General features: G+C 63.3%; 11 protein-coding genes and 2 tRNA genes. 9 read left to right on the top strand and 4 right to left on the bottom strand.

Annotation, left to right across the window (positions count from 1 at the left end; genetic code table 11):
• The coding region (locus EOC06_RS17040; protein WP_245469683.1) for a FixH family protein at positions 1-399 on the bottom strand (399 nt) is incomplete at its 3' end.
• A gap of 151 nt (positions 400-550) precedes the next feature.
• On the opposite strand from EOC06_RS17040, the gene EOC06_RS17035 reads away from it, so the two are divergent.
• Positions 551-1,471, top strand: coding sequence for a sugar kinase (locus EOC06_RS17035; RefSeq protein ID WP_127322144.1), 921 nt, complete (start codon positions 551-553; stop codon positions 1,469-1,471).
• Here EOC06_RS17035 and EOC06_RS17030 read toward each other — a convergent pair.
• The 3 genes from EOC06_RS17030 to EOC06_RS17020 form a co-directional block, all read right to left on the bottom strand.
• Positions 1,468-2,490, bottom strand: coding sequence for an aldose epimerase family protein (locus EOC06_RS17030; protein WP_127267427.1), 1,023 nt, complete (start codon positions 2,488-2,490; stop codon positions 1,468-1,470). The two genes, EOC06_RS17035 and EOC06_RS17030, sit on opposite strands and share 4 nt — an antisense overlap.
• A 92-nt stretch (positions 2,491-2,582) precedes the next feature.
• Complete coding sequence (locus EOC06_RS17025; protein ID WP_109668700.1) at positions 2,583-4,040, bottom strand: NAD-dependent succinate-semialdehyde dehydrogenase; 1,458 nt, start codon at positions 4,038-4,040, stop codon at positions 2,583-2,585.
• Positions 4,041-4,231: 191 nt separating this feature from the next.
• Positions 4,232-5,182 carry an AEC family transporter gene (locus tag EOC06_RS17020; protein WP_128308320.1) on the bottom strand — a complete coding sequence of 317 codons (951 nt, stop codon included), beginning with the start codon at positions 5,180-5,182 and terminating at the stop codon, positions 4,232-4,234.
• Positions 5,183-5,312: 130 nt separating this feature from the next.
• Between EOC06_RS17020 and EOC06_RS17015 the strand changes: the two genes are divergently transcribed.
• The 8 genes from EOC06_RS17015 to EOC06_RS16980 all read left to right on the top strand — a co-directional run bounded on the left by EOC06_RS17015 (position 5,313) and on the right by EOC06_RS16980 (position 13,939).
• Positions 5,313-8,333, top strand: a complete 3,021-nt coding sequence (locus EOC06_RS17015; protein WP_128308319.1) for a caspase domain-containing protein — start codon at positions 5,313-5,315, stop codon at positions 8,331-8,333.
• Positions 8,334-8,436: 103 nt separating this feature from the next.
• A complete protein-coding gene (locus EOC06_RS17010) occupies positions 8,437-8,985 on the top strand; it encodes a histidine phosphatase family protein (protein WP_127267431.1) in 549 nt (182 codons plus the stop codon).
• 229 nt (positions 8,986-9,214) lie between these two features.
• Positions 9,215-9,288, top strand: a tRNA-OTHER gene (locus EOC06_RS17005).
• A 2-nt stretch (positions 9,289-9,290) separates the two neighbouring features.
• A tRNA-Asn gene (locus EOC06_RS17000) sits at positions 9,291-9,360 on the top strand.
• A gap of 352 nt (positions 9,361-9,712) precedes the next feature.
• A complete protein-coding gene (locus tag EOC06_RS16995; RefSeq protein ID WP_023812260.1) occupies positions 9,713-10,855 on the top strand; it encodes a slipin family protein in 1,143 nt (380 codons plus the stop codon).
• A gap of 232 nt (positions 10,856-11,087) precedes the next feature.
• A complete protein-coding gene (locus EOC06_RS16990; RefSeq protein ID WP_010909964.1) occupies positions 11,088-11,369 on the top strand; it encodes an acyl carrier protein in 282 nt (93 codons plus the stop codon).
• A gap of 56 nt (positions 11,370-11,425) precedes the next feature.
• A complete protein-coding gene (locus EOC06_RS16985; protein ID WP_128308318.1) occupies positions 11,426-12,616 on the top strand; it encodes a beta-ketoacyl-ACP synthase in 1,191 nt (396 codons plus the stop codon).
• A gap of 51 nt (positions 12,617-12,667) precedes the next feature.
• Complete coding sequence (locus tag EOC06_RS16980; protein ID WP_027039033.1) at positions 12,668-13,939, top strand: beta-ketoacyl-ACP synthase; 1,272 nt, start codon at positions 12,668-12,670, stop codon at positions 13,937-13,939.
• Positions 13,940-14,077 lie beyond the last annotated feature (138 nt).

Raw genomic sequence — 14,077 nt, 5'->3', positions numbered from 1 at the left:
GGCGAAATGCAACTGCCACCAGCCGCTCATGGTGAATTTCACTCCTTCGATTCGATAACGCCCGTCGCCGAGATAGTCGGTTGCCTGCGGGCTGGTCGGCAGGCCGTGACTGTGCAGTGGCATGCCGCCGGAAATCGCGATCGCGGCACCTTCCACCGGAACACCTGTCTTTGTCTTCAAGGTCAGCAGCCAGGATTGCAGTTCGCCCTGCCGTACGACACCCCGCTCCGGCGCGAAGCTGGCCACGAACAGCGCGTTGGCGGTGTTCTTCGTCCGCGAGACATCCGGGCCGGCAGGCAGCGACGACCGCGGCGCCGTCAGGAAGACGACCGCGAGAATGCCGACCAGCAAGGCAGCCAGACCAAGACCCGCCAGAAGATAACGCCATATCGATGCCAAACCGGTTCCTCTTCCGCAGACAACGCTCTGCCGGACGGATCGCATCCCGCCAGCCTGTGGGAAAACGCTGTGACGGAAAAAACCCTGCTTGCCAAGCATGGCGCTGCCGGTGGCAAAAAGCTACAGCACCGGGATCACTGGAGGATTGTAGATGGCGGGAAACGGCGTCGCCTCGATCGGCGAATGCATGCTCGAACTGTCGGGCCAGACGGGACCGAACTGGCGCATGGGCTTTGCCGGCGACACGTTCAACACGCTGTGGGCGCTACACGCGCTGAGCACCGAGCGGCCGGCAACCTATGTCTCGGCCTTCGGCGACGATCCGTTCTCGCAAGGCCAGATCGATTTCTTCGCTGAAAACGGCATTGGCATCGGCTCCAGCCCGCTCATAGCGGGCGCGCGGCCCGGCCTCTATGCCATCACGCTGACGGGAGCCGAACGTTCCTTCACCTATTGGCGTGGCGACGCCGCCGCGCGGCAGCTTGCCTCGGACCCGGCCGCATTATCGAAAAACTTGGAAAATCAATCGCTTGTCTATTTTTCTGGAATCACTTTGGCAATTCTGGACGAAGCCGCGCGCGCTGCCTTGCTGGCCGCAGTCGCCAAGGCGCGCTCGGCTGGTTCACTTATCGCCTTCGACCCCAACTACCGGCCGCGGCTCTGGCGTGAGCGCGAGGAGGCGCAGGCAGCGATCGTCGAAGCCCTTGCCGTCACTGATATCGCATTACCAACCTTTCCCGACGAGCAGATGCTGTTTGAGGATGCAACGCCGCAAGTGACCGCTAAACGGATCGGGAAATTGGTTGGCGAGGTCGTCGTCAAGAATGGCGAAGCGCCGGCGCTGATCGCCAAAGGAGGAACGCTGCGCGACGTGCCGGCGATCCATGTCGCAGCTCCCGCCGATACGACGGGCGCCGGCGATTCCTTCAACGGCGGCTATCTTGCGGCTCGACTTGCCGGCCACGAACCGCTGGAAGCCGCACGCCATGCCCATCGTGTCGCCGCGGCCGTGGTGCAGGTACGTGGCGCACTGGCGCCGTTCGAGACGCTGCGGGCGGCGTTCGAAGGCTAAGGTAGCCGGAATCTGTATTCCGTGACGTGGTGGTAGATCGCGCCCGGCCACAGCGTCGCCTGCGGGAAATAGGGCCGGTTCGGCGCATCCGGCCAAATCTGCGGCTCGAGGCAGAAACCGCAAAAGGCCTTGTAGTTCCGCCCTTCCAGCCCGGTGCGCGGCGTCACATACTGACCGGTATAGAGCTGGACGCCGGGCTCGGTGGTCCAGACCTCCATCTCGACACCGGAACTGGCGCCTTGCGTCCACGCAGCCTGTTTGAGCGGCCCGCGTGTCGAAGCGAGGCAGAAATTCTGGTCGTAGGGCAGCTGTTCGCCCTCGGTCTCCATGCGCAACGGCCGCGCCTGGCGGAAATCGAACGGCGTGCCATCAACCGGCTTGACCACCCCGGTCGGGATCATATCGCCATCGACCGGCAGATAGGCGCCGGCATTCAACATCATCCTGTGGTCGAGAATGTCTCCGGCGCCGCCATCGTCCAGGTTGAAGTAGGAATGCTGGGTGAGATTGCACAGCGTCGGCTCCTCACAGGTGGCTGTCAGCTCGACGCTAAGCGTGCCGGGGATCTTCAACCGGTAGGTGCAGGTGACATCAAGCGCGCCGGGAAAACCCATCGCGCCGTCGGGATCGTGCAGGGTCAGCGTGACGAAATCCCTGCCATGCAAGGAAACCGTCCACGGCCGGTGGGAATAGCCTTGCGAGCCGCCATGCAGCGTATGCTTGTCGAGGAAGTTTTGCTCGGTCTGGTAGCGGCTGCCGCCAATGGTGAAGCGGCCGTCGCGGATGCGGTTGGCGTAGCGGCCAACGACAGCACCGAAGAACGCCGTATCCGTCTCGTAGCCTTCCAGGCTGTCATAGCCGAGCACCAGCGGAGCATCGTGCCCGGTCAGGCGCAGATCCTGGATGATCGCGCCCAGACCGATGATGTTGGCTGTGATGCCGCCGCCCCTGATCGTGAAGCGACGCACCTGCTCGCCAGCCTGCGTCGTGCCGAAAACCTCGCCGTCCTTCATCGCCATGCTCGTAAATGCCAGTTGATCCAGAAGACTTCGGCTGGTTTTCCCACGAGAGATGGGCAGGCTATCGGCCTGCTCATCTCAGGGATAGCCTATCAGAGGCCGAGGCCGCCGATGCAGACATATTTGGTGTCGAGGTAATCCTCGATGCCCTGATGTCCGCCTTCCTTGCCGAGGCCGGATTCCTTGACGCCGCCGAACGGCGCTTCCGGCGTGGTGATGAGGCCTTCATTGACGCCGACCATGCCGTATTTCAGCCCTTCCATCACACGGAAGGCGCGGCCGAGATCGCCCGTGTAGAAGTAGCAGGCGAGGCCGAATTCGGTGTCGTTGGCGAGGGCGACGGCTTCCTCTTCGGTCTCGAACTTGAACACCGGTGCGACCGGGCCAAAGATCTCTTCCTTCATGAAGCGCATCTTGGGCGTCGCATTGGCAATGACGGTCGGCTGGAAGAACGAACCGCCGAGCGCATGGCGCTTGCCGCCGGCGACGATCTTGCCGCCCTTGGATGTGGCGTCGGCGATCAGTTCCTCGACCTTTTCCACCGCCTTCTCGTCGATCAGCGGCCCCTGCTGCACGCCGTCCTCGAGGCCGGAGCCGACCTTCAGCCCGTTGCTGGCGGCAGCGAGCTTCTCGACGAACTTGTCATAGACACCAGCCTGGACAAGGAAGCGGTTGGTGCAGACGCAGGTCTGGCCGGAATTGCGGTACTTGGCGGTGATCGCACCGGCGACCGCACGCTCGAGGTCGGCGTCGTCGAAAACGATGAACGGCGCGTTGCCGCCGAGCTCCATCGATACCTTCTTGACGGTGACCGACGACTTCTGGATGAGAAGCTTGCCGACCTCGGTCGATCCGGTGAATGTGATCTTCGACACCAGCGGATTGGCGCAAATCTCGTCGCCGATCTCGCTGGCCGAACCGGTCAGGATGTTGACGACGCCCTTGGGGAAGCCGACTTCCTCGGCGAGCGCACCCCAGGCGAGGCCCGAATATGGCGTCTGCGACGCCGGCTTGACCACCGCGGTGCAGCCGGCGGCGAGCGCCGGGCCGAGTTTGCGAGCCAGCATCGAGGACGGGAAATTCCATGGCGTGATGGCGGCAATGACGCCGACCGGCTCCTTGGTCACCAGGATGCGGCGGTCCGCCCATGGTGAGGGCACGACATCGCCATAGGTGCGGCGGCCTTCCTCGGCGAACCACAATATGTAGGCCGCGGCGGAGCCAATCTCTCCCTTCGATTCGAACAGCGACTTGCCCTGCTCGATGGTCAGCAGTTCGGCCAGCACGTCCTGATTGTCCATCATCGCGTCATGCAGCTTGCGCAGCAGCTTCGAGCGCTCGAGCGCGGTGGTCTTGCGCCACGATTTGAAGGCGGCGGCGGCGGCCTCGATGGCGCGGCGGGTCTCGGCCTTGCCCGACTTCGGCACGGTGCCGATCTTGAGACCGGTGGCCGGATTGTTGACGTCGACTGTCTGGCCGCTGTCGGCCTGCACCCACTCGCCGTTGATTAGATTGGCCTGCCGCATGAAATGGCTGGTTTTCTGAAGCATGGTCTATCCTCCGTTCAGCGCCCTGACGGGCCGGTCTGTGAAATCTTCGGTGAGCGTGCGCCATGGACTGAAGCCGGCACGCCGGAGCCACTGCTCTTTACCGAGGGCAAGGCCCGCAAGCAATCGCAAGATGGCATATAGGGCTTGGGCCACAGCGAGACGAGAGCAGGCGACGTGCTTACCCCGATGCCTTACCCGAAAACGTGCAAGACGACAGTCAGCCAGAAAGCCGTGGTGATGGCTGCACAGGCCGTGGCGATGGTCATCTGGTTCGACGCCAGCGCCTGGCCGGTGTTGAACTGAACGGCGATGAGATAAGAATTGATGCCGGATGGCAGCGCCGCAACCACCACCGCCACCTTGGCCGTCAACGGCGGCAACGCAAGCAGCCAGACGAAGGCGAGAACCAGTGACGGCATCAGGAACAGCTTCAACGCCGAAAGCGCCAGCGCCGGGCGGACATTGCCTGATATGCCGAAGCGGCGCAGGCTGAGACCCATGGCAAACAGCGCCACCGGTCCTGCCGTGTCGGCCAGCGCATCGACCAGACGCATTGCAAGGTCGGGCAATGGCGCCCCGGTCATGCGCCAGGCAAGCCCGGCCAGAATGCCGATGATCAGCGGATTGAGAAACAGCCGTTTCAGAAAGCTTCTGACGACACGCAGGGGATGCACGTGCTCGCTACCGCTCCGGCCAAACATCTCGAAGAGCACGATGGAAGCCATGATCATGATCGGCAGATGCACGGAGACCAGCAGCGACAGCACTTCAAAGCCGCTCGGGCCGAATATGCCGAGAATAAAGGGAGCACCGAGCAGGACAACGTTGGAGTAGGCCGACGATACGCCGCCGACAACGCCGGCGCGTGCGTCGCGCCCGAACACCCGCGTGGTGACGAGATGGCCGGCGGCCCAGGTGATCGCCACGGCCGCGAAATAGGCGCCCCACAGCGACCAGGGCGCCACGCCGTGGAAATCGGCATTCACCATGGTCTGGAACAACAGCAGCGGCATCGCCACGCTGATCGCGAAATCGGCTATCCCCTCGCCGCTCGCTGGCTTCAAATAGCCGGTAAACCCGGCGAGATAGCCGAGCGCGACAAGGCTGAAGACGAAAAGGACGGTTTCGGTGAGCGGAGACATTTTTACCGTGACGGGCGAATTTCCCGTGATAGGCGAGCCACGACCGCGACGCAATCGCGCCTGAATTTGATCATCGTCGGCTGGCAGCGTTATAGAGGGTTTGGATCATCAGGGCGGACACGAACGACAAATGGCTTTTGTCGGACTCTCGAACCTTAGTCGTTTGCGGCGGGCATGGCTGACGGCTATCGTCGCCGCACTGCTTTGCCTTGCCGCGACCGCGCTTGCAGTTGCCGAGACGAAAAGCCTTAAGGGCGTGGCGCTGATCATCGGCCAGTCGAATTACCTGCACATCGCCGCCCTGCCCAACCCCGCCAACGACGCCCGCGACATGGCCAAGATGCTGACCGACCTTGGCTTCGACGCCCGCAGCGTCACCGACCGCGACGCCACCAAGCTGAAGCGCGACCTGGAGCGGTTCACCGAAGATGCCGACGGCGCCGATGTCGCCTTCATCTACTACTCCGGTCATGGCATCGAGGCCGGCGGCGAAAACTATCTGGTTCCGGTCGATGCCGACGTCCCGTCGCTGAAGGATGCCAGCACCAGCCTTGTGCCGATATCGGCCGTCATGGAGGCATTGAAAAAGACAGTGCCGGTGACGATCATGCTGCTCGACGCCTGCCGCACCAATCCATTCCCCGCGGATGCCATGGTACGGCGCTCACCGACCGCTTCCGCCTCGCCCATAGGCGCCGGCGGGTTGGAGCCGGTGCGCGGCGCCAAGGCGCTCGGCAATGCACCGGCGGCCGACGCGAGCCTGGGTATAGTGGTCGGCTTTGCCGCAGAACCGGGTCATCCTGCACTTGATGGCGCCGCCGGCGAAAACAGCCCTTACGCCTCCGCCCTGCTGCGCCACCTCGCGGCGATGAAGGGCACCGAATTCGGCTCGGTCATGCGCATGGTGACCGAGGAGGTCTATCTCGACACAAAGGCAAAGCAGCGCCCTTGGGTCAATGAAAGCCTGCGCCGGCTGCTCTATTTCGGCGTCGCACCGGCGGAGCTGACCGGCGACGACGGGCTGATCACAGGCGAGAGGCGCCAGCTCCTGCTGACGATTTCCGACCTGCCCGACCCCAAACGGGCACAGGTGGAACTGGCCTCGCTGCAGGAAGGCGTGCCGCTCGACGCGCTTTATGGCGTGCTGAAGGCGCTCGGCACGGAAAAGATCCCCGAAGACCCGACCGACCTGCAAAAGGTGCTCGACGCCCAGGCCGAGCGCCTGAGGAAGATGATGTCCGAGCGTGCAGCACTGCGCACCGACGACCCGGAGATCAAACGGCTTGTCGCTTCCGCCGACAAGGCGATCGGCCAGGGCGCCATCGTGACGGCGCGCAAATTCCTCGACGATGCGGTCGGCCGGGTCGAGCAGACCAACGATGCGGTCGATCAAGCCGAGGATCTCGTCAAGCAGAAGCGTCTTGCCGACGCCGCGATCTATGCCAGGCGCGCCGATGCCTCGGGGCTGGTCTTCGATTACAAATCCGCTGCCGGCGACTATGCCAAGGCGTTTTCGCTGGCCGGAAAATGGGACGACAAGCTGCGCTGGAACTACAAGAACCAGGAAGCCGAGGCGCTCAACGCCTACGGCTACGCCACCGGCGACCTCGATGCGCTGCAGCACGCCATTGAGGCCTATCGCACCATCCTGAACTTCATCCCCAATGGCGAACAGAATCGCGACTGGGCCATCACCCGCAACAACATGGCGGTGGTGCTGCAGACCATCGGCGAGCGCGAGACGGAGACCGCGCGCCTTGAGGAGGCAGCGCGGATCTTTCGCGATTCCCTTGTCGTGTTCGAGCGCGAGAAGGACGACCTCAACTGGGCCGCCGCGCAGAACAATCTGGCCAATGTGCTGTTGAAGATCGGCGAGCGCGAGAGCGACCCGAAGCGCCTGAACGAGGCGGTGGTGGCGATGCGCGCGACGCTCCAGAAACGCCCACGCGAAAAAGTGCCGCTCGAGTGGGCCGCTTCGCAGAACAATCTCGGCCTGGCGCTCTATGCGCTTTCCGAGCGCGAGGCCGCCGGCGAACATCTGACGCAAGCCGAGGCGGCCTACCGGCTGGCGCTTGAGGAATACACACGCGAAAAGGCGCCGGTTGAATGGGCGATGGTCGAGAACAATCTCGGCAACACGCTGGTGTCGCTTGGCATCCAGCTCAACGACAAGGCGAAGATCAACGAGGCGGCCGATGCGTTCCGTGCCGCGCTGGAAGTGCGAACCCGTGAAACCTTCCCCGTCTCATGGGCGACCAGCAGGCTCAACCTCGGCAACGCGCTGAGCGGTGTCGCCCGCTTCGATATGGGCACCGGCGCGCTTGAAGAGGCCGCGGCCGCCTATGATGATGCACTGACGGTCTTTACCCGGCAGCGTTTCCCGATGGACTGGGCGTCGGCGCAGAACAATCTCGGTTCGATCTACCAGACGCTTGGCCAGCGCACCCGCGACGCGGCCAAGCTGGAGCAGTCGGCGAGCGCCTTCCGGGCGGCCCGGCAGGTCTATGTCAGACGGAAATTCCCTCGCGATTGGGCAATGAGCCACTACAATCTCGGCAACACGCTGCAGCTCCTCGGCGGCGTGACCGACAAGCCGGAACATTATGGTGAAGCCATTGCCGCCTACCGCGATGCGTTGCGCGAGTACAAGCGCGAGACGAACCCCCGCCAATGGGCGCTGGCCCAGGCCGGCCTCGGCTCGACGCTGCACTGGCTGAGCATGAGCAATGCCGACTCCAGGACCCTGCTTGAGTCCATAGCGGCCCGCCGGGCAGCCCTCGAAGTACTCACCGTCGACGCGGCACCGATCGACTGGGCCAACGCCCAGAACGGCATCGGCATGAGCCTGCTCAACCTCGGAAATCTCGAACGCACCGGCAAATATCTCGATGACGCCGAGGCCGCCTTCACGGCGACGCTGAAGGTATTCTCGAGGGAAAGCCTGCCCATGCAATGGGCCTTCGCGCAGAACAATCTCGGTGACGTCAGCTGGAACCGAGCCAGCTATGGCGGGGGCAAGGCCGAATATCAAAAGGCGATCGAATTCTTCGAGAATGCCAAGCAGGGCTTTACCGAAGCCGGCTACACGATCCCCATCCCGCTCACCGACCAGAAGATCGATCTGGTGAAGAAGCAGATGGCGAAGAAGTAGGTCTACGCATCCCGCCGACCGCGCCTTGTCTTTCGGCTGGCTTTACCGTCCCTATATGTCCCGTCACCGGAACCCATTGCCGGGAACCGGAGAAGGATAGCGGATGATTCGATTTGCCTTGGCGTTATTCCTGTTTCTTATTCCCGGCGTGGCCCACGCCACGGATGCAGGCTGGGCGCTGCTGCGCGATGGCGGACATGTCGTGCTGCTGCGCCATGCCATGGTCACCGGCACCACCGACCCGGCCAATTTCGACATCGACAGTTGTGCCACCCAGATGAACCTGTCGGCGCGTGGCAAGCAACAGGCGAGCAAGATCGGCGCTCTGTTTGCCGCCCGTGCGGCACCGATCGAGCGCGTGTTGTCCAGCCGCTATTGCCGCTGCCTCGACACTGCCCGCATCGCCTTCGAGGCCGAGCCGGAGCTGTTTGCTCCGCTCGATCTCCTGAAGGGCGACGAGGCGCAGAAAGCCGCGCAGATCGCGGCGATCCTGAAAGAAATCCGCGCCTATTCCGGCTCCGACAATCTGGTCATGGTTACCCATCTGGAAGACATCGTGGCGCTGACCGGCATCTCACCGCGCGAAGGCGAGGCCGTGGTCGTGGAGCCGCAGGGCGATGGCCTGCGCGTGCTCGGCCGCGTCACCTTCTGAGCGCCCTGCGCGCGATCGCTAACGTCGAAAGCGGTGTTGCCTAAATGCCACCGCCGCAAGAAGCCGCAAATCCGCCACGACAATGCCGCTTGCGACAACCCGTCGCAGGGGCTATAGGCGCGCTCCCGGTCACGAGAACCGAAGTGAGCACAACGGTTGGAGCTTTCGCCTCCGCCCGTGCAGGCGGCTTTGCCGCCCTGTATACGGCGCTGCTTTGGGGATTGGGATCGCGGATGTAGCTCAGCGGGAGAGCGCCGGATTTGGGTCCGGAGGTCGGGGGTTCAATTCCCTTCATCTGCACCACGGATAGCTCAGTTTGGTTAGAGCATCAGATTGTTAATCTGACTGTCGAAGGTTCGATTCCTTCTCCATTGGCCTGAAAAGCCATCCGAAAAACGGTCCGGGGACTGGAATGCGAAAGACTGGACGGATGGCCCAAGCCCTCGGGCGCGGATCATCCCAAGCGTCTTTCGCCATCGGCTCGCGGCCAGGCCCGCGGTGACGATCAAGGCGCAGCGTCGCCGGCAAGGGAGGCCAAGGCCTCCGGCGCCCGCTTCACTGCCCCGCGATCCGCTCCCGAAGGCCCGCCACGGATCGATGCCACCAGTCCCCGGATCATTCGTGCCCGGGCTATGACGCAAAAGACGACGTGAAACGAGAAACGAAAGGAACGATCGACGCATGACTTGACGCCTCGCATGGGGCCATGCCCGACAGGAGTAAGACAATGACAATTCTCGACAAGGTTCTTGGGCGCGAGCGCGTCCTCGTAAAGGAAAACGAACGTGCCCTCACCCTCCACAAGGGGGAAATCAAGACTGTCCTGCTGCCGGGCGAGCACTGGCTCGCCAACCGGCGCGGCAGCCTCGAAGTGTCCCGGCACGATCTGAAGAACCCGGAATTCGTTTCGGCATACGAGAAGGCGTTGTTCGACAAGCTCCCGGATGTAGCCGCGCGTCATTTCACCGTCGTTCGCACCGGGCGCACGGATGTCGCCATCATCGAGCGTGACGGCAATCTGCACGCCGTGCTGGCGCCGGACCGCAAGCTGGTGCTGTGGACGGATGCCGGCCCGTGGAAGGTGACGCTGATCGACACATCAGTCGATCTCGCCATCGATGCGGCGGTCATGCGCCGGCTCGGCCAAGCCCGGAAGGCGGAATTGATGTCCGTCCATCCGGTCGTCGACGGTCAGGCCGGACTGCTGTTCATCGACGGTGTTCTGGTCAGGACGCTGACGGCGGGCGTGCATGGCTTCTGGAACGTCGGACGCATGGTGCAGATCAAGGTCGTCGACCTCAAGCGCCAGTCGCTCGACGTTGCCGGGCAGGAAGTGCTGACCAAGGATCGCGTGACGATCCGCGTCAACATCGCGGCCGAATACCGGGTCGTCGATCCTGTCAAGGCGGTGAGCATGGTGAAGGACTTCTCCGAAGCCCTTTACCGCGCCCTGCAGTACGCCTTCCGCAAGACCCTTGGCGCGCTGACACTCGATCAGATCCTTGAAAAGAAGGTGACGATCGACGAAGAGGCCGCTGGCAAGGTCCGCGCCGATATGGCCGAGATCGGGGTGGAGGTCAGCGATATCGCGCTCAAGGATGTCATCCTGCCGGGCGAGATGCGCGAGATCCTCAACCAGGTGGTGTCGGCCGAAAAGCAGGCCGAGGCCAACATCATCCGTCGCCGCGAGGAGACGAACGCGACGCGTTCCCTCCTCAACACGGCCAGGGTGATGGCGGAAAACCCGGTGATGCTGCGGTTGAAGGAGCTCGAGGCTCTGGAAACCATCGCCGGCAAGGTCGAGCGGCTGACCGTCCACAACGGAACCGGCGGGCTGCTGAACGATCTGGTCAAGCTCCGCGACAGCTGATGCATGTCGCCCAAAGTGGTTCCGGTTTTGGAAAAACGACCTGCATCGAAACAAAGGCTGACGTGACGTCAACAGAAGGGCCGCCGGGTAAACCGGCGGCCCTTCTTGCGTTTCCTGGATGCCCTACCCATCTGCGCCCGGCGCATCAGGCCTTTTCCTGCCGGGAAAAACCGATTAGACAGCGCCCAAACAAGATGCGGACAGATTCCGCCCGCAACCGAAGGAAAAGCCCTTGTCCACCACGTTCGACAAAGTCGCCAAGATCATTGCCGACACCAGCGAGATCGATATCGACACGATTACGCCCGAGAGCCACACGATCGACGATCTCGGCATCGACAGCCTCGATTTCCTCGACATCGTCTTTGCCATCGACAAGGAATTCGGCATCAAGGTGCCACTGGAAAAGTGGACCCAGGAGGTTAATGACGGCAAGGCTTCGACCGACGATTACTTCGTCATGAAGAACCTGTGCGCCAAGATCGACGCGCTGGTTGCCGCCAAGACCGCCTGACATCGGTTGAGCGTTCGATCTTGACGCGCTCTGCCGCCTGACCCACAAAGCCGCACATGAGCAGCCCCCGCGACGTCGTCATATCAGGTATCGGCCTTGTCTCCTCGCTGGGGGAAGGTCCGGACGCCCATTGGCAAAAGCTCGTGCAGCCGGGGCTGGAACCGGTGCTCGAAGCGGCGCGCTTTGCACCCTATACCGTTCATCCATTGCCGGAGATCGACTGGAACCTGCAGATCGCCAAACGTGGCGATCAGCGCCAGATGGAAACCTGGCAGAGGCTCGGCACCTATGCCGCAGGCCTGGCGCTGGACGACGCCGGCATCAAGGGCAATGACGAACTCTGCACGACCATGGACATGGTCGTGGCCGCGGGCGGCGGCGAACGCGACGAGGCGGTCGATGCCGCCATTCTCGCCGCTTCGGAAAGCCGCAACGACCGCGATGTGCTGATCAACGAGAAATTGACCACCGAATTGCGGCCAACACTGTTCCTGGCGCAGCTTTCCAATCTGCTCGCCGGCAACATCTCCATCGTCCACAAGGTGACCGGCTCATCCAGAACCTTCATGGGCGAGGAAGGTGCCGGCGTCGCCGCCGTCGAGACAGCAGCCGCGCGCATCCGCTCCGGCCAGTCGACGCACATCCTGGTCGGCGGCGCCTTCCAGACCGAACATTCCGACATGCTGCTCGGCTATGAACTCGCCGGCTATTTGCATCGCGGCCCGTGGAGGCCGGTCTGGCAAAGACAGGGCGCTGAGGGCGGCGGCGTCGTGACTGGATCCGGCGGTGCCTTCCTGGTGCTGGAGCAGCGCGAACACGCGATGAGCCGCGGCCGCAAGATCTATGCCGAGCTTGGGCCGGTCGTCTCCGGCCGCGCCAGGCGCCCACGGGGAGAACTCGACGCCCAGATCGCCGCCCTGCTCAAGCAGGCTGCAATGCCGAACGGCAAATTGCTGGCCATGTCGGGCGCGTCGGGCGCCCATACGGCAACCATCGCCGAGAAAGCCGCGCTCGATGCCAATCCGGCGATTGCCGCGCGCGGTTTCTCGACGCTGACCGGACACATGAAGGAAGCACAGTTTCCCTTCGCTGTGGCACTGGCGGCGCTGGCCGTCGATCGCAAGGCCGCCTACCCTGTTTTTGATGCCGCAGCCGAGAAGCCGTTCGAAGGGGTTCCCGCAAGCGTCCTTGCAACGGCGATCGGCTATCACCAATTCGAGGGCATGGCGCTCGTCAACGCCGCCTGATGCGGTGGTCCACGATCCATGCCGCAACGATAAACGATCGAGGGCTACCGCATGGCCAATCTGAACGATCATATGGGCAGGCCGATCGTTGCCGTCACCGGCATCGGCGTGGTGACCTCGCTTGGCGTCGGCAAGGCCGATAATTGGGCGGCGCTGACCTCGGGCAAGTCGGGCATCCACCCGATTACCCGTTTTCCGGTCGATCATCTCAACACCCGCATCTCCGGCATGGTCGACTTCCTGCCGTCGAGCTCGAAGGGCTCCAGCCATCTCACCTATGAACTGGCGGAAACCGCCGCGCGTGAGGCCGTGGCCGAGTCCGGCCTCGATTCCGGTGATTTTGGTGGTCCTCTCTTCCTCGCTTCACCGCCGGTCGAACTCGACTGGCACGACCGCTTCGCGCTCTACAATTCCAATGATTTGGACTCCGGCGGCGAACGGCTGCTGCGGGTGGCGCGCGGATTGAAAGAACTCGACTTTTTCGAGACCACGCAGTTCGGCTCGATCGCCGGACGGCTTGCCGACCGTTTCGGCACCCGCGGGCTGCCGATCACGCTGTCGACCGCCTGCGCTTCCGGCGCCACCGCCATCCAGCTCGGCGTCGAGGCGATCCGCCGCGGCGAATGCGACCGCGCGCTGTCGATCGGCGCCGACGGTTCGGCGACCGCCGAGGCGCTGATCCGCTTTTCGCTGCTGTCAGCGCTGTCGACCCACAACGACATTCCCGAAAAGGCGTCAAAACCTTTCTCCAAGGACCGCGACGGCTTTGTCCTCGCCGAGGGTTCGGGCGCGCTGGTGCTGGAATCACTGGAAACCGCACTCGCGCGCGGCGCCACGATTCTTGGCATCCTGCGCGGCTGCGGCGAAAAGGCGGACGATTTCCACCGCACCCGCTCGAAGCCGGACGCTTCGCCGGCGATCGCGGCGGTTCGTGCTGTGCTAGCCGATGCCGGCTTGAGCCAGGACGAGATCGACTACGTTAACGCCCACGGCACCTCGACGCCGGAAAACGACAAGATGGAGCATCTGTCGCTGTCGACGGTGTTCGGCGAGCGGATCGGCTCGATGCCGGTCTCGTCGAACAAATCGATGATCGGCCACACGCTGTCGGCGGCGGGCGCCGTCGAGGCGGCGTTCTCACTGATGACGATGCGCGAAAGCGTCATCCCGCCGACCATCAACTATGACAATCCCGACCCCGCGATCGTGCTCGACGTGGTGCCGAACAAGAAGCGCAATGCCGAGGTCCGCACCGTGCTGTCGAACTCCTTCGGCTTCGGCGGCCAGAACACTTGCCTTGTCATGGCGCGGGAACCGGTCTAAGCGACCTTTTTCAGCCAGACCGAAACCGACAGGCCCAATGCGCGCATTGCAACTTATCGAGGACCGCCGTCTTGAAACGGTGGACCTGCCGCCTCCCCCACCGCCGGCACTTGGCGAAGTCACGCTGCGCATCAAGGC

It is taken from the genome of Mesorhizobium sp. M7A.F.Ca.MR.362.00.0.0, assembly GCF_004023175.1.
Classification (GTDB): Bacteria; Pseudomonadota; Alphaproteobacteria; order Rhizobiales; family Rhizobiaceae; genus Mesorhizobium.
The sequence above is the reverse complement of the archived record's forward strand: the minus strand, read 5'-3'. Positions and strand labels throughout refer to the sequence as shown.

Bases quoted from the DNA above. Each gene is read 5' to 3' on its own strand.
- EOC06_RS17030 (WP_127267427.1), bottom strand. From the start codon at position 2,490: ATGGCGATGAAGGACGGCGAGGTTTTCGGCACGACGCAGGCTGGCGAG.
- EOC06_RS16985 (WP_128308318.1), top strand. From the start codon at position 11,426: ATGAGCAGCCCCCGCGACGTCGTCATATCAGGTATCGGCCTTGTCTCC.
- EOC06_RS16980 (WP_027039033.1), top strand. From the start codon at position 12,668: ATGGCCAATCTGAACGATCATATGGGCAGGCCGATCGTTGCCGTCACC.
- EOC06_RS17035 (WP_127322144.1), top strand. From the start codon at position 551: ATGGCGGGAAACGGCGTCGCCTCGATCGGCGAATGCATGCTCGAACTG.
- EOC06_RS17010 (WP_127267431.1), top strand. From the start codon at position 8,437: ATGATTCGATTTGCCTTGGCGTTATTCCTGTTTCTTATTCCCGGCGTG.
- EOC06_RS16995 (WP_023812260.1), top strand. From the start codon at position 9,713: ATGACAATTCTCGACAAGGTTCTTGGGCGCGAGCGCGTCCTCGTAAAG.
- EOC06_RS17025 (WP_109668700.1), bottom strand. From the start codon at position 4,040: ATGCTTCAGAAAACCAGCCATTTCATGCGGCAGGCCAATCTAATCAAC.
- EOC06_RS17015 (WP_128308319.1), top strand. From the start codon at position 5,313: ATGGCTTTTGTCGGACTCTCGAACCTTAGTCGTTTGCGGCGGGCATGG.
- EOC06_RS17020 (WP_128308320.1), bottom strand. From the start codon at position 5,182: ATGTCTCCGCTCACCGAAACCGTCCTTTTCGTCTTCAGCCTTGTCGCG.